This is a genomic window from Mesorhizobium sp. M0910 (assembly GCF_040319465.1).
Classification (GTDB): Bacteria; Pseudomonadota; Alphaproteobacteria; order Rhizobiales; family Rhizobiaceae; genus Mesorhizobium.
The window spans coordinates 26348-41790 of the sequence record NZ_JAMYNZ010000022.1; the positions used below are offsets into that span (position 1 = coordinate 26348).

Sequence of the window (15443 nt, forward strand, 5' to 3'; positions counted from 1 at the left end):
CCCGCGCTCTCAAGCCATCCAGCGCGCCTACTCGGCCGCTCTCGTGGCGTGCGGCCGGCAACCAGCGCACCCTCACAGAATGTCAGCCCCGACTCGAAGCATTCAGGCGTGAGCTAAAAGCGATAACGCACTCCGACAGTATTCGCGTTGGAACCCTCTCCCATGTTTCCAAACGTGCCTCCGGCGCCGGATCTGTGATGGAGTTGATAGACAAGCTCGACGTTGGGAGCTTGCCTTAGTCTGAAAGAAAGCTCCGCGCCGATAAAACCAAGGAAGGATGCATCGCCATCGTAATGGATTTCGCGGGCGTGCTCGATCTCGGTGACGCCTGTAACGGCACTGACACCGGCCGTCAGCGCTGGCGCAATCGCCAGATCGCCGATGACAAGGCCCTGGTGGCGAAGCCGCATCCCGGCCCAAAGCTCTCCGGATGTATCGTCGTCCTCGCCAAACCTTATGGCAGCCCCAGTCACACCGCCAAGGACAAAACCGGCGCCAACATCGGCGAAATCACGGCCGTAAGCAGCTCCAATCATGTAATTGTTCGTATAGTCGGCTCCGAAGACGTTGATAGTATCCCCGAAGGACCCGGTCACAAAGACGCCCCCAAAAACATAGACGTCGTTCTTCGTCGGTTGACCGGCAGCGAAAGGATCTTCGGTTGCAAAATAGATGAAGGGAGAACTGTTGTCGGCGAGGGCGGAAGTGAAGGAACCGGTCAGAATCAGCGCAGCCAAAGCCGCTTGCACCCCGCGCATGCACAAGCTCCGAATCAATTCTCAGTTGATCATCATTCCTCCGGTGTTTCCCGTGAAGAAGCAAGTTCCCTGCTCCAGAAATTGGAGGGCTCTACCCCATTGCTTGACCAAGGTTTTTTCGGGACGCTGACCTTCGGCTATATGGAGCAGCCCAACATCCCCCGCGCGCTGGCGATCCGCCGCAAGAAGGCTGGAAGTTCGACATCACGAGATCCTTCTTCCTGTCGCGGCGCTCGCTCAAGACATCGCCCAATTCCGGCATGCCGGTCTGGCACGACAAGCTGTTCACCGGGCTGGCGCGCACGGCGGCTGATGCGACTGAATATTGCAAGATTCCGACCGGACGTGTGGTCGAGATCGGAACTCAGGTGGCTGTCTAAGCTTCTGCATATACAGTAGGCGCTGGTCCGACTTGGCACCTGCCCATCCGTCAACCCACGTGAGCCCACAGGCGCATTGGCTCGCGTCGACATCATATGGATTTGTCCAACCCATGCGAGCATACTGCCTGAACGCGTTCCTTTAGCGAGGAACAAGCTGATGCGCGTCGGTACGAGAGGCGTTCCGATCGAATACTACACGCTAAGGATTGCCGAGCCGGCAGGCTCGCAATCTGGTGCTGGAGGCGACCCCAAAGCAGAACACCGCAACGAGGTAGCCGACGAGACTGAAGCGCAGATCACGAACGGCCAGGCCGGCAATGATGGCCAGTTGCGCAACACCAATGTACCGTAGGATGAGCGTGAGCGAGTCCGTGAGTGCCATCGAATATCAGGCCGACCCCCGGTCGACTATCTGCGGGAAGGTTGGCGCGAACCTTTGGCGGCCTCCTGCATCGCGATGGCAACAATTGCGCCAGAGACAAACGTCAATGCGGCAATCGATGTTACCGCCCACGAGAGCCCGAAGCGATCGGCGATGAGACCTGCTGAGAGCGCGCCGATCGCGTAGCCGAGATCGCGCCAGAACCGATAGACGCTGAGCGAGCGGGCGCGCCAGCTGGGATGCGAGGCGTCGGAAACGGCAGCGATCAGACTTGGATAGACCATTGCCGTTCCAAGGCCGAGCAGAAGACTGCCGATGAGCCACCATTCGAACCGGCCCGTGGCGGCGGTAAGAAACAGACCGCCGGCCTGGGTCCACATCCCTGCGACGATCAGGCCCTTGCGGCCCCAGCGATCGCTCAAGGGGCCGGTGACGACCTGCAGGATTCCCCATGTTGCGGGATAGACCGCCTTCAGGATGCCGATGCGCTCGATGCCAAGTCCGAAGGACACGAAGAACAATGGGAAAATACCCCAGCTCATGCCGTCGTTGAGGTTGTTGACTAGGCCGGCTTGCGAAGCCGCGAACAGATTGCGATTCCGGAACGAGGTCAGCGCAAACACCTCCCGGAAACTGATCGGCGCGGATTGCATTGCGTGAGCGGATGTTTCCAACCGGAGGTGGTCGCGCGTGTCACGGATTAGCAGCACCGACAGTACGGTGCCGACGATGGCGTAGCCGATCCCGAGATAGATGGGCACCGGGCGCAGGCCGTATCGCGAAGCGAGATAGCCCGTGAGGAATGCCGTTACGCCGACGGCGAGATAGCCGGCAAATTCATTGAGGCCGACTGCAAGGCCACGTGATTTCGGACCGACGAGATCGACCTTCATGACCACAGTCATCGACCAGGCCAGTCCCTGATTGATGCCGAGCAGTGCATTGGCCGCAATCACCCATCCCCAGCTCGGAGCCCAGATGATCATGAACGGAACCGGCAAGCCGACAAGCCAGCCGAGGACGAGAACGCGCTTGCGCCCCCAGCTATCGGCGAGTTGGCCGGAGACGAGATTGGCAAGCGCCTTGACCACGCCGAAGCTCACGATGAAGGAGACGACAAGTGTCGTTGACGTGATGCCGAACTCTTCCGATCCGATGAGGGGCACGACCGTTCGCTCGATCCCGACCATGCCGCCGACAAAAGCATTCACCAGCATCAGGAGAGCAAACTGCCGCCAGTTTTCCCTAAGCCCAAGTCTGACAGTCGAGCCTGCTGACCGCGAAACGCCCATCGGTCAGGCCGCGGCGGCCAACCCGGCATTGGTGGCTCGGTTGCGCGCCGCATCCGGCGGCGGAGGTGGTATGTCGGCGACCATCGTGGCGACGAAGGTGCCCTCGTCCTCAATGCGGAATGCTTTGTTGAAGCGCTTCTCGAAGCCAATCGTCGATGTCGGCTTGCCGCTGAGCGAGCGCCCGCAGACCGAGCCGGAATATGCGCCGGGCAGCACCTCGACGTGATCCGGCAGTTGCTTGAGACGGCGCACGCTGGAAAACAGCGTCCGCGCGCCGGCCTCGGCGTCGGTTGCCAGTTCGGTTCGCCCGAGATCGCCAACCATCAGCGTGTGGCCTGTCAGCACGAACCACGGCTCGCTCGCGCGTGTCCGATCGGTGACCAAAAGCGAAATGTGCTCCGGCGTATGCCCGGGCGTGTGCATGGCGCGCAGAAACGGGAACCCGGCCTCCGCGCCTTCGAAGAGCAGGTATTCCGCGCCGGACGCTGCAGCGAGCGCCCGCCCGACGGAAATGTGGTCGGCATGGATGTGCGTGTCGACCACATAGAGGATGCGCATGCCCGTCGCCTCGGCGACCCTAAGGTAAGGCGCAATGTCACCGACCGGATCGACCACCGCAGCGGCCGATTTTCCACCACATCCGAACAGGTAGGATGCGGCGACGGGATCGGAATGGAGGAATTGACGGAGGATCATGGCTTGCGCTCCCTACCTCGCCTGCGGTAATATTCAATTATTCTGCTGAATGTTTCACCGAGGAACAGTCGTGTCAAGCATTGGACCAAAACAGGCGATTTTCGCCAGCCTTGCAGAGGTGGCTCAGGCGCTCGGGCATGCGCATCGGCTGGAATTGCTGGAGCACCTCGCACAGGGTGAACGCAGCGTCGAAGGACTAGCGGCTCGGGCCGGCCTCAACTTTGCCAACGCCTCGCGCCACCTTCAAATCCTTCGACGCGCGCGACTTGTCGAGGCCGAGCGGCATGGCAAGCATATGCTCTATCGCCTTTCAGGAGATGTTCTGGTGGTTGAATTAATGAAGGCTCTGGGGCGCGTGGGCGAGCGGAACGTCGCCGAGGTCAACCGCGTCATGACCGACTATTTCCAGGCTCGCGACGCCTTGGAGGCTGTGTCGCCTGAAGAGCTTGTCTCAAGGTTGCGTGATGGCCTTGTCACGGTTCTCGATGTCCGGTCGGAGGACGAATTCGCGCTCGGACATCTACCGGGGGCGCTCAACATCCCGTTCGCTGAACTTGAAAACCGGCTGGCGGAACTTCCCGCGAACCGCGAGGTCATTGCCTATTGCCGCGGCCGTTATTGCGTTCTCTCGTTCGAGGCTGTCGCGGCACTGCGGGCGCGAGGGTATGTCGCTCACCGGCTCGAGGACGGGTATCCCGATTGGAAGGCCGCAGGCCTTCCAATTGAGGCAGCGGCCTGAGTGGTCCCGCAGCCAAAAGTTTTCGATCGAACAACATGACGCCACCAGTTCCGCGATCACCGCTGCTTGAGCTGAAGGACTATTCGGCCGAGTCCGTGTTTCAGGTTGAAACATGCTTCGCGAGGCGCGGCGGCAAAAAGGCCTGTCGCCGGAACGTATGCCTTCTGTGTGTGTCCTTGATCCGGACGGCGACATAGTGCGCCGGTTGCGCAAAGAAGGCCGCGCCCGCCCATCGTCGGGCTGGGCCTGCTATCATACCGTCCTTCACGAGTTCGAACTGGATGGCCAGACGCTTGGCATCATTTGGCTGTGCGGTCGGCTCCTCGTTCGCCGTGCCGGTCGCCGAGCAGCTTTTCGCGTCGGGGTGCCGCCTGCTGATCAGCATCACCTCGGCCGGCCAGATCACGGTGCTTGGACCACCGCCCTATTTCGTGCTGATCGACCGGGCCCTTCGCGATGAAGGAACTAGCCATCATTCGTTCCGCACGCTGAATTCACCGAAGCCAATCCGGAGCTTATCGCGTAAGTCTTGATGTCGCAGCATCGGGGACTTGCAAAAGCTGCATTTTGCGGCCAGCGTAGGCGGATGATGGCCCGGCTGTCGCCAAAGCATCTCCTCGTCATGCTAATAGCGGTCTTCCTGACCGCCGGGTTCAGCCTGTCTGCCGCTCAGGCCAGCGTCATGTCGGCCAAGATGGCGGACGCTATGGCGATGTCCACCGGTGCCAGCACAGGCACTTTGGCCGGTGCTTCCATGAACGGCGACTGCAGGGCGTGCCTCAAAGACATCGGCGACAGTGGCAACCCGATGCATTGTCCGCCGACCTGCATCGCACCGGTGCTGGCGGTGCTGCCGCAAGACCTCGCGGTGACGGCAGTTCTCCACGTGCAGCAGCCATCGACGCAAGCTGCCCCGTTCCTGCAGGGACGAAGTTCCCTACCCGACCCATACCCTCCCCGACTCAGCGCTTGACGCCGTTTCAGCCGTGACGCGGCTGATTCCCGGCGCCTGATCGCCTGTGTTGCGCATCGTTGCGCGCGCGGGCGCATACAGCATTCCAGTTCGATGCCGAGTGGCTCGCCATCGATCGAGATCGCAAAGGGCTAGCAGGGTGAAATACGATTTCAGTCATTCGATATCGCGCCGCGGGTTTTTTGCGGCGGCGGCGGGCGCTGCCGTGTCCTGCTCGCTGCGTCCTGCACGCGCCTCGACCGAGGACGAGCGCCGGATCAAGGTCGGCCCGGGCCAGGCGCTGCTCAATGGCGCCGAAGGTCCGTCTACCGCAGTCTGGACCTATAGCGGCACCACCCCCGGCCCAACATTGCGCCTGCGGCAGGGCCAGCCGGTCCGCATCACTGTCGAGAACGGACTAGACGAAGACACGACCGTCCATTGGCATGGCATCCGTTTGCCGAACGCCATGGACGGCGTGCCGGACCTGACCCAGAGGCCGATCGGACCGGGCGAGAACTTCGTCTATGAGTTCACGCCGCCAGATGCCGGCACCTTCTGGTACCATTCGCATGCCGACAGCCTGGTACAGATCGGCCGTGGACTCGCCGGCCCGCTGATCGTTGAGGAACGGGAGCCCGTCGCCGCCGACCGCGATCTCCTCTGGCTGCTGCAGGACTGGCGGCTCACCAGTGACGGCCAGATCGCCGGCGGCTTCGGCAGCATGATGGATGCGTCGATGTCGGGCCGCGTCGGCAATGCCGTCACCATCAACGGCGCGGCGCCGGCCGACCTGAGCGTGACGGCAGGTGAGCGCGTCAGACTGCGGCTCGCCAATGCCTGCCTTGCCCGCATGGTGGCGCTGCGCTTCGAGGGTCACCGTCCGGTGATCGTCGCGGTCGACGGCCAGCCCTGCGACCCGCATGAACCGGAAGACGGCCGCCTGGTGCTGGCACCGGCCATGCGCATCGACATTATGCTCGACATGCAGGGCGGTCCCGGCAGCAGGCACGCCGTGGTCGACGACTTCTATGACGGCCTCATCTACACGCTGACAACGCTTGCCTATGACAAGGCGCCGCCGCTGCGCCACCATCTTCTCGATGCGCCGCGTCGCCTGCCCGCCAATCCGCTGCCGGCCCCCGATCTGGCCAAGGCCGAACGGCATGAGATCGTCCTGCAAGGCGGCATGATGGGCGGCGGCAAGCTGGCCGGCGTCGGCGGTATGATGGGCATGGCGATGCCCGGCATGAACGGCGCCGCCGCCTGGGCAATCAACGGCATGTCGATGACCGGCGATGGCGATGCCGGCATGGCGCCGCAGTTTACGCTCAAACGCGGCGTGACTTGCCACCTCACTGTGCGCAACGAAACCGCCTGGTGGCACCCCATGCACGTTCACGGCTTCAGCCTGTCGGTGCTTTCGCGCAACGGCTTGCCGGTACCGCACCGGCAATGGCAGGACACGGTGCTGCTCGCCCCCAAGGACACGATCGAATGCGCCTTCGTTGCCGACAATCCCGGTGACTGGATGCTGCACTGCCATGTCGCCGATCACCAGATGGCCGGCCTGATGACAGTGTTCCACGTGACCTGAAAGTTTTATCCAACCAAGGAGAACTGCAATGAAACTGACCTACCGCCTTGCCGCACTGTCCCTGCTGATCGCAACGCCGCTGCCCGCCTTCGCCGCGACTATCAACGCCGTCATGTACAAGAACCCGCAATGCAGCTGCTGTGAATCCTACGCCAACTACCTTGAGCACAATGGCTTCAAGGTCGATATCAAGCCGGTCAACAATCTCTCTCAAATCAGCAGCGATGCCGGCGTGCCGGCGGACCTTGAGGGCTGCCATACACTGATGGTCGACGGCTATGTCGTCGACGGCCTTGTGCCAGTCGAAATCGTCAAGAAGCTGTTGACCGAGCGGCCAGCTATCAGCGGCATCACGCTGGCCGGCATGCCGGCAGGCGCGCCCGGCATGGGCGGCGAGAAGTCCGAGACCTGGACGATCTACGCCTTCACCAAGGACGGCAAGGCGCCGACCGTCTATGCGACCGAGTGAGCGCACCGTGATCAAGTGCAAATGGGCTATCTTCCTTGTCTGCTCGCTGCTGGCGTTTCCGCCGCCCTCCGTGGCAGCGGGGGCATCTGAGAACTTCACACTGCTCGATACGCCCGCCGCCGTGCCGGAAATCAGCTTCGAGGACGGCACCGGCAAGCCGAAAACGCTCGCCGATTTCTCCGGTAAGGTGGTTCTGCTCAACATCTGGGCGACATGGTGCGCGCCCTGCCGCAAGGAAATGCCTACGCTTGATCGGCTGCAGGCCAAGCTCGGCGGACCGGATTTCGAGGTCGTCGCGCTGTCGATGGACCGGAAGGGTCCCGACGCCGTGAAGAAATTCTTCGCCGAGACCGGCGTGACACACCTTGCGCTGAACATCGATACCTCGGCCAAAGTCATGTTCACGCTCGGCGCGGTGGGCCTGCCGATGACCGTGCTTATCAACCGCGACGGCAAGGAGATTGGCCGGCTGATCGGGCCGGCTGAATGGGATTCTCCCGACATGGTCGATTTCATCCGCAGCCGTATTGCCGCTAGCCCGAAAGGAAAAGGCTGATGCTTGCCAGAAACCGGGACGAGCCGACGGTTCGGGACGTTTCATCCGCTTGGAACGAATGGATGCGTCTGTTGTGCGCCCTGATCGTCTTCACCGCGCTGATCGCCGGCTTCACGCATGGAGCGCGGGCGCATTCAATGGACGAAGTCGACGCCATGCTGCAGAACGACGAGAAATATTTCCAGCAGATCGACAGGCCAACGCCCGATTTCACGCTGCGCACCGCCGACGGTCGCATCGTGCGGCCGGCCGACCTCATCGGCAAGGTCGTCGTCCTCCATTTCATCTACACATCGTGCCCGGACGTCTGCCCGCTGCATGCCGAGAAGATCGCCGAGATCCAGAAGATGGTGAATAGCACGCCGATGAAGGATCAGGTCACCTTCGTGACGATCACCACCGACCCCACAAAGGACAAGCCGATGTGCTCAATGCCTATGGACCGGCGCATGGGCTCGACCCTGTCAACTGGCTGTTCCTGGCCACTGCCCCGGGCCAGCCGGAGGATATGACCCGCAATCTGGCGGAAGCCTTCGGTCACAAATTCAGCCTGACCAATGATGGCTACCAGATGCACGGGATCGTCACGCATGTGATCGACAAGGAGGGCCGCTGGCGGGCGAATTTCCACGGCCTGAACTTCGCGCCCGTCAATCTCGTCACCTTCGTCAACGCGCTCACTAACAATGTCGAGCGCACGCACCACGAACGGGACGAAGGCTGGCTGGCAAAATTGAAGAGCCTCTTTTGACGGAGAGGCACCGACATTCTCGACGACAAGAAAGGGAGACGCGCATGTTCACCAAGCCAAGAGATGCAGCCAGGTATTGCAGCGGCATCGCCCGCGCCCTGCTCTTTGCCGGCCTGACAGGATGGTTCCTGCTCGATCCGGGCTTTCAAGCCATACAGGCGAATGCTGCAGGCGAAATGTCCCAGGATCAGTTCGACCAGCGGATACACGACTATATCCTGGCGCATCCGGAGGTTCTCGTGCAGGCGCTGAAAAGCCTGGACCAGCGCCAGCGTGAAGCAGATGCAGCCCAGGCCAGGCAGGTGCTCAAGGCGCGCGCGGACGACATCTTCCGTGACAAGCAAAGTCCAGTCGGCGGCAACGCCGAGGGCAACGTTACCCTGGTCGAGTTCTTCGACTATAATTGCCCCTATTGCAGGCAGATGGCGCCGGTCATGGAACAGGCTGCGGCCGACGATCCGCAACTCAGGATCGTCTACAAGGAATTCCCCATCCTCGGCCCAGATTCGGTGTTCGCGGCCAAGGCGGCGCTCGCCGCCGACAAGCAGGGCAAATACACAGCGTTTCACAAGGCGCTCTATGGGTCCAAGACAAGGGTGACCGAGGCGGCCGTCCTCAAGATCGCCGCCGAGGCCGGGCTGGACGTCGAGCGCATGAAGGGCGATATGCGGCAGCCGGACATCCAGGCGCTGATCGACCGCAACATGGAACTGGCCCAGGCGCTGAGAATAACGGGAACGCCGGGATTTATCGCCGGCGACCAGATTTTTCCCGGCGCCACCGATCTTGCGACGCTGAAGAAGCTCATCGAGCAGGCGAGGAGCGGCAAATGACAAGGACCCCAAACCGACGCACCGTCATTCTCGGCGTCTTCGGCGCCGCCGCGGCTGCAGGCTTTCTCGCACCGGATTTGGCAATCGCTGCCGACGATCCCGAATTGACCAAACGGTTCAAAGATCTTAGCGAGAGCGGCAACAGCACCTGCTCGGCCAAGTTTACCGAGTCGATCGCGACCATGCCCGCGATGGCGCGCATCAAGGGCTCGTGCTGCAGCCCGATGGAATTGAAACGCTATCGCGAGCAGGTAAATGGGCTTACCCAATATCGCGCCATCCCGATGATCCCCAGCGACCCGTACGACATACCGGCGGCGACCGCGCAGCAGATGCTGCCTTACTACGATCTGAAGCTCACCGGGGACGAGCAGAAGGCATACGATTACGCGATGGCCAATTCCGAGGAGAAGGGCCCCTGCTGCTGCCCGTGCTGGCGCTGGAGAGTGTATGGCGGACTGGCGAAATACCTGATCCACGAACACGGCTTTGACGGCAGGCAAATTGTGAACGTATGGGACCTGTCCGACGGCTGCGGCGGGGGAATGTAGAATTGCCGGAGTATGCATCTTTCCCCGTTCTGTAACCGGAATCACCGTTGTCTTGACGGAGGTTGCCGGCGACTTAACTTAGCTTGCACTCGCCAATCGTGGGCGGCGAACTCAGCCTTCGCGCCAGAGGATCATTTCCATGATGGATGGGTCAGGGGGCATGTGGTTGATGGGCGGGATGGGCCTCATCTGGATCCTGGTGTTGGTCGCCCTCGTGCTCGCGATTGCGGCGCTCGTCAAATATCTACAACACTGACCGATTGAAGCGCCGAGGCGTTGGCCGCCGAGGCGGGCTTCGGCCGAGATCAGCAACGATGCGGATCAGGGGCTTGCCGTCACGCCCCACGTCGACGACCCTGCCACGAGTCGGCAAGGCTGGCGCTCAGTTCGCACGACCCGCCAGACTGCTACCCTTCGAGGCTCGGGCTCCATGTCGCGTGACTTTTCGGGGCGACGCTTAAGTCTGGCGGCTGTCGCATGCCTCGGTCACGCTGATCGGACCTTGTCCGTCGTCGCGCGAACATAGTTCAGGTTCTTGGTTCCGACGGCGCCGATGTCGCCGACCTTGAATCCGCTCTCGGTCAACAACGAGGCGATCCCATTCATGTCCACGTGACCATGTCGATGAAGTCTCGGCAATCTGGACTTGCGTACCGGCCTGCCGAAATCGATAAGCAACAGCCGGCCAGTGGGCTTCAAGACGCGTGCTGCCTCGCGGACGAAGGCCGATCGAACGGGCTTCGACAGATGATGCAGCATCAGCGTACCGATCACAATGTCGAACTGCGCGTCCTTGAAGGGAAGCTTCTGCGCCGTCCCGTTGACGAAGGTCAGATCGAGGCCAGACCTTTTGGCCTTGGCGCGCGCCCTCTCGATCATTTCAGCCGAAGCATCGACGCCCGTGACGCCTCCATCAGAACCCACTAGCCGCTTCGCGGCAATCGCAAGGGTTCCCGTCCCGCAGGCGACATCAAGCACCGCTTCGCCGGGCCGGAGCTTCGCCAAGCGAAGCATGTGCTCGCGAAACCGCCCCTCGCGGCCGAGGGTCAGAACGCGCGCAAGCCAGTCATAGCCCGCCGCCCGGTGCAGGACGATGCCGATCCCCCTGTCGCTCGCGCCGTGCGTGCCTTTTCCGCCGAGGCCTATGCGAGAAAGGAAGCCCCAGAGCAATACGATCGCGATTGCCGCTAGGATAAGGCCGTGGAACGCCGCCACCCAGGCGCCGGCGCCGATGTAGCCCATGCCAAAATTGCCCAGAAAGAGGAAGCCGGCGACGAGCGACAGTTTGGCAAGCAGGGCCATCGCGATCACGCCCTTGCGCGAATGCCGTCCGTTGCCGGCGCGGTGACCAGATAAGTGCATGTCGGCGACCTTCCGTTGCGGCCTGTCCAATATACGATTTGAGCTTCTGGACTTGGCGTATCATACTGGACACAATGTCCAGCATGAGATTCCGGACACCAGAGCTTTGAATGTCCAGAAGCAGGCGCCGAACGTGGCGATGACCATAAAAATCGACCGAACGAGCGACTCAAACACCATCGATCGCCGCGTCGCGCGGACGCGCGCGCTGCTGCAGGATGCGCTTATTGCCCTGATCCCGGAGCACGCATATGCGGCCAAAACGGTCGACGACATTTGTCAGAGAGCAAATGTCGGCAGGTCTACCTTCTATACCCACTACGCAGACAAGGATGCTCTACGCAGCGCGACCATCGAGGCGCATCTGGGGTCGCTAAGCCGTGGGCGCATGTCGGCAAGTCAGGAGATTGGTGCTCGCCTGTTTGCGTTTAGCCTTCCCATGTTCGAACACGCACTTGCGTTCCGGTCGCTTCACCACGCGCTGCTTGCGAGCAGCGGCGACACGATCCATGACGAATTGCGCGAGCGTATCCGGCGCGCCGTCCGAGCAGAACTTGTCGGAAAGCGGGTCGGTGGAGGTGGAGTGCCCGTCGAATTCGCCGTCCAGTTCATCGCCGGCGCATTTCTTGCGGTCCTCACCTGGTGGGTCGCCACCGACACGAACCTTTCACCGGCGCAAGCGGATGATCTGTTCCAGGGAATGGCGGGAAACGGTGTCGGCGCCTGGGATATATCAGGCTCCGATTCGTAAAACGGGATTGGCCTTGGCGGCGGCAGACGTGGCGCCTGATAGCGGTCGCCAGGAGGACTTATCGGGCTGGACTTGCCGAAGTGCCGATGGCGAGAAAGCTCCACTCCAGCGGCTCGCGCCAGAGACGATCCGCGTGAAGGTCGGCGAGACCCTGAAAGTGCGTTTCATCGGCACCAACAACGGCTTCATCCACCCCATGCACATCCATGGCGGACCCTTCGAGGTGGTCGCCCGCGACGGAGAGACGATTTTCCCTTCGGCCCGCTTCCTTGCCGACGCCGTTAATGTCGGGCCGAGCCGCCGTCGGCGCTACCCTGCCATCCATGGCATCGCCACCGCGCCGCTCGCCACCGCGATGCCGAGTGCGAGCAACGCGATCCCCACCGTCGCCTCGAAGCGGCGGCCGCGCGGCAACAGCTTCTCGACGAAGACGACCAGCGTCAAAAGCAGCATCCAGGCGAGGCTCATGACACCGGCCGCGACCAGAACGGCAAACAGCGCCCAGCAGCAGCCGAGGCAGTACAGGCCGTGCCGCAGCCCCATGCGAAGGGCGCCGATCCGCCCGTCGCGCCAGTGCTCGGCAATGAAGGCCAGTGGCGAGCGGCAGTGCCCGAGGCAGATGTGCTTGGCCGCCGTGAACTGGTAGAGCCCAGCCGCTGCGAGCGTGGCGCCGAGCGCGAGCGGCGCCCAACGCGAACGCTGAGGCGGATCGAAGCTCATCGCGATATCGCTGCCGAGCTGGACCAGCGCATACACTAGAAAGCCGGCTCCAGCCCAGACGAGGATATAGCCGGCGACGAAGATCCAGGTCGGAACTGCAACGCGGCGTTCGCGCCTTGACTGTGCCGACGCGAACATGAAGATCATCGGCGCAGCAGCAGGCAGCATCATCGCCGCCATCATCACGGTCCATACCGCGAGAAACACGGCGGCGTTGCCGATCGACCAAGGCTCGGCGGCGATGCCGCCCATCGCCATGCCGGCCATACCCTCCACGCCTCCCATCCGGCCGCGCACGGCAATGCCCATCGGCATGTTCATGCTGAGGGTTTGGTAGAGCGTCACCGCCCAGGCTGCCGCCGTCAGCAGCGCGATGGAAGCAAGCAGGCCGAGTGGCACGCCGCCCAGCCTTGTGACAAGCGGCGGCAAGGAGAACCGGCCGATGGCGCGTGGGTCTGCCACCGCCTTAGCTCGGGCCGGTCCACTCGAACGGTATGTGCTTGCTCGAGCGGGCAGTGCCCGTCCAGTCGAGGCCGAAGCCCTTGGTGCTGACCTCGACGGAACGGCCCCAGGTGGCAACCTGGCCGGGACCGACCTCGGAGCCCGGTGGGTTGATCGTCTGCACGCGTTTGCCGGGTGGGGTAGTCGGCCCCGAAAGCGCTTCCGCACGCCCGACGACGCGGCCAGGGATCTCGACCCGCCAGGTGGCGAGGTCGCCCGCCACCTCGAAGGCGATCGGCACAAACTCCATGCCGCGCAGTTCGCCAATGTTGGCGGCAAAGCCCGCCGGCCAGCCGCCGGCCTGCCCGCCGAAGATGGTCTGCAGCGCCTCGCGCTGCTTCTCGTTGGCCTTCTCATCAAGGTACATGCCCATGACGGCCTTTGCCTCGCCGGCCCAGAGATTGCCTTCGAACTCTCCGAGCGCCACCAGCGTCAGGCCGTCGAGCTTCACGTCGCCGTATTGGCCCTCACGCACGTGCCAGGCGAGCACGCCCTGGCAGTGATTGCCGGTCGGCCGCTGTGCAAATTCGCAAGGACAAGGGATGTCGCAGCTGCAGATGTCGAACCAGTCGCCTGCGAGCCGCCATCGAGGAACTGCGTTCATGGCTCTTACTCCCGAGAACTGATGGGGCAAGATTACTCCATCGGCGCTCGCGGCGCCACGTCTTACCTAGGCGGGTAATGGGCCGCTAAGCGGGCGGCTCACTTTGCTACGGCGCTTGGGTGGCGCGCTCCGCTCGCGGCTTTTTGGCGGTCCGTTACCCCATCTAGTCAGCGAAACAGGCGCAACGTCTGACAGCTTGTGACCTTAACCTTGCTCACCGCCCAACCCAGTGGAGTGCGGTGCACATAGAAACCGCCAGCAAACTCTGCCGGCGCATCGACGCGCGCGTTTTCGCACGGCGCACCTTTTGGGCGGCGGCCCGATGGCCACCGCCTCTGAAACCGCCCGCGGATCAAGCTTGCAGAACCTGCCCGGTAGTGGTGACCGGCGGCATCATTCCGTCTTCGACCAGGATGTCTTTCTTCCTGGCGAACTGCACGAGAACGCCGCGCGCCGTCTCCGCGTCGATCTCGCCGGCCAAAGCGGCTTTACAGGCGCGGATCGCAGCCCTTTGTTCAGGGCTGTTCCCGCACCAGTCGGTGACGAACTGGTAGGCATCCACGACCGAATTCAGCTGCCTCGGGAACCCGAGTCCGACCCAGACGCGAACGGGCTTTTCGAAGGGCTGAGAAAGCATGATTTCCTCCCTCCGAAACGGTCAGGCGGCAACGCCGCCCGTCTCGCCCGACTTTGCGGCCGCCACCCAAGGCATCGCCGTTGCGACGTCCTCGAGGATCTTCACGGAGCGGGCAAAGCCGGCGAACGCATCCCGCGCGACTTTTAACGGTATGAGACCGTCGTAGGCGCGGTGACACGCGCGCGTTGCCGTTTCGTAGATCACGCCTCGCCGATGCTTCGGCCATTCGTCGAGAAAATCGAAAGCATCCTCAAGACAGGCGATCTCTTGAATGAGACCTTCCGCGGCTCTCACGAACACGGGACTCTCAAATGTTCTCTCGCTCATCGAAACCTCCAATCTTTGAACGATTTCAGGTGGTTGAGGATGGTCGCCCCAGCAATCGGCAGCGACCTGCGGGAAATATGTGAAGGCCGATTTTCGACGTCAAGACCGCATGAAGCCAGTGCGCTATCCGACAAAAGTCCTCGGTTACGACGGACACGGTGAGTGCTACTCAGGCGACGGCCCGCTCGGTCCAGCCGGTGGGTTGAACGAACGTCACTCGCTTGGTCTATGGCACACGTTCACCATCTGCGTAGAACGCGGACGAGATCGGCCTCTTCTCCTGTCCTATTGTCACGCCGCAGCCGCCCTTTTGCCGACTGGGCAGTCCGACCCGTGGAGAAGTGGATCCGGATCAAGCCGTGCAAGACAGACACGAGACAGACAAAAGCAAGGTGCGCAGCCAGCCGGTGGTCGTCGAATTGCCGTTGCTGCCGGAGCTCGCGGCCGAGCTTTCCTGCGCACCGGCGGGCAATGGCAGCAGTGAGCGGCCCGAGACATAGGTGACGATTTGTACCGGACACATAGGTAACACTTTTCGGTTTTTGCCGGGAGGTGTTGATGCCGTGGAGAGAGTGTTCGGTG

21 protein-coding genes and 2 pseudogenes are annotated in these 15443 nt (G+C 62.3%); 13 read left to right on the top strand and 10 right to left on the bottom strand.

The window, feature by feature from the left end:
* Window positions 1-113 precede the first annotated feature (113 nt).
* Complete coding sequence (locus tag NKH78_RS30445; protein WP_254819357.1) at window positions 114-758, bottom strand: hypothetical protein; 645 nt, start codon at window positions 756-758, stop codon at window positions 114-116.
* A gap of 123 nt (window positions 759-881) precedes the next feature.
* On the opposite strand from NKH78_RS30445, the pseudogene NKH78_RS30450 reads away from it, so the two are divergent.
* Window positions 882-1138 (top strand): annotated as a pseudogene (locus NKH78_RS30450) (KUP/HAK/KT family potassium transporter); the annotation flags it as partial.
* Between the two features lie 160 nt (window positions 1139-1298).
* Window positions 1299-1493, top strand: coding sequence for a hypothetical protein (locus NKH78_RS30455; protein WP_352740979.1), 195 nt, complete (start codon window positions 1299-1301; stop codon window positions 1491-1493).
* Between the two features lie 56 nt (window positions 1494-1549).
* Here the strand turns inward: NKH78_RS30455 and NKH78_RS30460 are convergent, their stop codons facing one another.
* Entirely contained in the window at window positions 1550-2740 is a 1191-nt protein-coding gene (locus NKH78_RS30460; RefSeq protein WP_352740981.1) for an MFS transporter, read from the bottom strand.
* Window positions 2741-2818: 78 nt separating this feature from the next.
* Window positions 2819-3511, bottom strand: a complete 693-nt coding sequence (locus tag NKH78_RS30465) for an MBL fold metallo-hydrolase (protein ID WP_352740983.1) — start codon at window positions 3509-3511, stop codon at window positions 2819-2821.
* 70 nt (window positions 3512-3581) lie between these two features.
* Between NKH78_RS30465 and NKH78_RS30470 the strand changes: the two genes are divergently transcribed.
* Window positions 3582-4250, top strand: a complete 669-nt coding sequence (locus NKH78_RS30470; protein ID WP_352884960.1) for an ArsR/SmtB family transcription factor — start codon at window positions 3582-3584, stop codon at window positions 4248-4250.
* A 100-nt stretch (window positions 4251-4350) separates the two neighbouring features.
* On the opposite strand, the gene NKH78_RS30475 is transcribed toward NKH78_RS30470, so the two are convergent.
* Window positions 4351-4656, bottom strand: a complete 306-nt coding sequence (locus NKH78_RS30475; RefSeq protein WP_352740986.1) for a hypothetical protein — start codon at window positions 4654-4656, stop codon at window positions 4351-4353.
* 180 nt (window positions 4657-4836) lie between these two features.
* Here NKH78_RS30475 and NKH78_RS30480 point away from each other — a divergent pair, with 180 nt between their 5' ends.
* The 8 genes from NKH78_RS30480 to NKH78_RS30515 all read left to right on the top strand — a co-directional run bounded on the left by NKH78_RS30480 (window position 4837) and on the right by NKH78_RS30515 (window position 9959).
* Window positions 4837-5223 carry a hypothetical protein gene (locus NKH78_RS30480; protein WP_352704678.1) on the top strand — a complete coding sequence of 129 codons (387 nt, stop codon included), beginning with the start codon at window positions 4837-4839 and terminating at the stop codon, window positions 5221-5223.
* Between the two features lie 139 nt (window positions 5224-5362).
* Entirely contained in the window at window positions 5363-6799 is a 1437-nt protein-coding gene (locus NKH78_RS30485; protein WP_352884962.1) for a multicopper oxidase family protein, read from the top strand.
* Window positions 6800-6827: 28 nt separating this feature from the next.
* Window positions 6828-7268, top strand: a complete 441-nt coding sequence (locus tag NKH78_RS30490) for a DUF411 domain-containing protein (RefSeq protein ID WP_352509011.1) — start codon at window positions 6828-6830, stop codon at window positions 7266-7268.
* 7 nt (window positions 7269-7275) lie between these two features.
* Window positions 7276-7824 (top strand): TlpA family protein disulfide reductase, encoded by a 549-nt coding sequence (locus NKH78_RS30495; RefSeq protein WP_254819350.1) that lies wholly within the window; start codon window positions 7276-7278, stop codon window positions 7822-7824.
* Window positions 7824-8336, top strand: a complete 513-nt coding sequence (locus NKH78_RS30500; protein WP_352509010.1) for an SCO family protein — start codon at window positions 7824-7826, stop codon at window positions 8334-8336. The genes NKH78_RS30495 and NKH78_RS30500 overlap by 1 nt, the downstream gene beginning before the upstream one ends.
* Window positions 8333-8575, top strand: a complete 243-nt coding sequence (locus NKH78_RS30505; protein ID WP_352509009.1) for a hypothetical protein — start codon at window positions 8333-8335, stop codon at window positions 8573-8575. Before NKH78_RS30500 ends, NKH78_RS30505 begins: the two co-directional genes overlap by 4 nt.
* Before the next feature lie 44 nt (window positions 8576-8619).
* A complete protein-coding gene (locus NKH78_RS30510; RefSeq protein WP_352509008.1) occupies window positions 8620-9408 on the top strand; it encodes a DsbA family protein in 789 nt (262 codons plus the stop codon).
* On the top strand, window positions 9405-9959 hold the full coding sequence (locus NKH78_RS30515) for a hypothetical protein (protein WP_352479363.1): 555 nt from the start codon (window positions 9405-9407) through the stop codon (window positions 9957-9959). Before NKH78_RS30510 ends, NKH78_RS30515 begins: the two co-directional genes overlap by 4 nt.
* 486 nt (window positions 9960-10445) lie before the next feature.
* On the opposite strand, the gene NKH78_RS30520 is transcribed toward NKH78_RS30515, so the two are convergent.
* Window positions 10446-11321 (bottom strand): class I SAM-dependent methyltransferase, encoded by an 876-nt coding sequence (locus NKH78_RS30520; protein ID WP_352509007.1) that lies wholly within the window; start codon window positions 11319-11321, stop codon window positions 10446-10448.
* Here NKH78_RS30520 and NKH78_RS30525 point away from each other — a divergent pair.
* Both NKH78_RS30525 and NKH78_RS30530 read left to right on the top strand, forming a co-directional pair.
* Window positions 11320-12072 carry a TetR/AcrR family transcriptional regulator gene (locus NKH78_RS30525; protein ID WP_352740991.1) on the top strand — a complete coding sequence of 251 codons (753 nt, stop codon included), beginning with the start codon at window positions 11320-11322 and terminating at the stop codon, window positions 12070-12072. The two genes, NKH78_RS30520 and NKH78_RS30525, sit on opposite strands and share 2 nt — an antisense overlap.
* Window positions 12073-12193: 121 nt before the next feature.
* A pseudogene (locus tag NKH78_RS30530) lies at window positions 12194-12376 on the top strand (multicopper oxidase domain-containing protein); the annotation flags it as partial.
* A 5-nt stretch (window positions 12377-12381) separates the two neighbouring features.
* Here NKH78_RS30530 and NKH78_RS30535 read toward each other — a convergent pair.
* The 5 genes from NKH78_RS30535 to NKH78_RS30555 form a co-directional block, all read right to left on the bottom strand.
* Entirely contained in the window at window positions 12382-13254 is an 873-nt protein-coding gene (locus NKH78_RS30535; RefSeq protein WP_352509005.1) for a DUF2182 domain-containing protein, read from the bottom strand.
* Window positions 13255-13258: 4 nt separating this feature from the next.
* On the bottom strand, window positions 13259-13897 hold the full coding sequence (locus NKH78_RS30540; RefSeq protein WP_352509004.1) for a DUF1326 domain-containing protein: 639 nt from the start codon (window positions 13895-13897) through the stop codon (window positions 13259-13261).
* 352 nt (window positions 13898-14249) lie between these two features.
* The gene (locus NKH78_RS30545; RefSeq protein WP_352479368.1) at window positions 14250-14534 is read right to left on the bottom strand and encodes a DUF982 domain-containing protein; all 285 of its coding nucleotides are present in this window, start codon (window positions 14532-14534) and stop codon (window positions 14250-14252) included.
* 21 nt (window positions 14535-14555) lie between these two features.
* Window positions 14556-14861 (bottom strand): DUF982 domain-containing protein, encoded by a 306-nt coding sequence (locus NKH78_RS30550; RefSeq protein ID WP_352509003.1) that lies wholly within the window; start codon window positions 14859-14861, stop codon window positions 14556-14558.
* A gap of 352 nt (window positions 14862-15213) precedes the next feature.
* On the bottom strand, window positions 15214-15443 hold a 230-nt coding region (locus tag NKH78_RS30555; protein WP_352779187.1), incomplete at its 5' end, for a hypothetical protein.

Coding starts and splice junctions, on each gene's coding strand:
- NKH78_RS30445 (WP_254819357.1), bottom strand. CDS start 758: ATGCGCGGGGTGCAAGCGGCTTTGGCTGCGCTGATTCTGACCGGTTCC.
- NKH78_RS30455 (WP_352740979.1), top strand. CDS start 1,299: ATGCGCGTCGGTACGAGAGGCGTTCCGATCGAATACTACACGCTAAGG.
- NKH78_RS30460 (WP_352740981.1), bottom strand. CDS start 2,740: ATGCTGGTGAATGCTTTTGTCGGCGGCATGGTCGGGATCGAGCGAACG.
- NKH78_RS30465 (WP_352740983.1), bottom strand. CDS start 3,511: ATGATCCTCCGTCAATTCCTCCATTCCGATCCCGTCGCCGCATCCTAC.
- NKH78_RS30480 (WP_352704678.1), top strand. CDS start 4,837: ATGATGGCCCGGCTGTCGCCAAAGCATCTCCTCGTCATGCTAATAGCG.
- NKH78_RS30490 (WP_352509011.1), top strand. CDS start 6,828: ATGAAACTGACCTACCGCCTTGCCGCACTGTCCCTGCTGATCGCAACG.
- NKH78_RS30500 (WP_352509010.1), top strand. CDS start 7,824: ATGCTTGCCAGAAACCGGGACGAGCCGACGGTTCGGGACGTTTCATCC.
- NKH78_RS30505 (WP_352509009.1), top strand. CDS start 8,333: ATGACCCGCAATCTGGCGGAAGCCTTCGGTCACAAATTCAGCCTGACC.
- NKH78_RS30510 (WP_352509008.1), top strand. CDS start 8,620: ATGTTCACCAAGCCAAGAGATGCAGCCAGGTATTGCAGCGGCATCGCC.
- NKH78_RS30515 (WP_352479363.1), top strand. CDS start 9,405: ATGACAAGGACCCCAAACCGACGCACCGTCATTCTCGGCGTCTTCGGC.
- NKH78_RS30525 (WP_352740991.1), top strand. CDS start 11,320: ATGTCGGCGACCTTCCGTTGCGGCCTGTCCAATATACGATTTGAGCTT.
- NKH78_RS30520 (WP_352509007.1), bottom strand. CDS start 11,321: ATGCACTTATCTGGTCACCGCGCCGGCAACGGACGGCATTCGCGCAAG.
- NKH78_RS30540 (WP_352509004.1), bottom strand. CDS start 13,897: ATGAACGCAGTTCCTCGATGGCGGCTCGCAGGCGACTGGTTCGACATC.
- NKH78_RS30545 (WP_352479368.1), bottom strand. CDS start 14,534: ATGCTTTCTCAGCCCTTCGAAAAGCCCGTTCGCGTCTGGGTCGGACTC.
- NKH78_RS30550 (WP_352509003.1), bottom strand. CDS start 14,861: ATGAGCGAGAGAACATTTGAGAGTCCCGTGTTCGTGAGAGCCGCGGAA.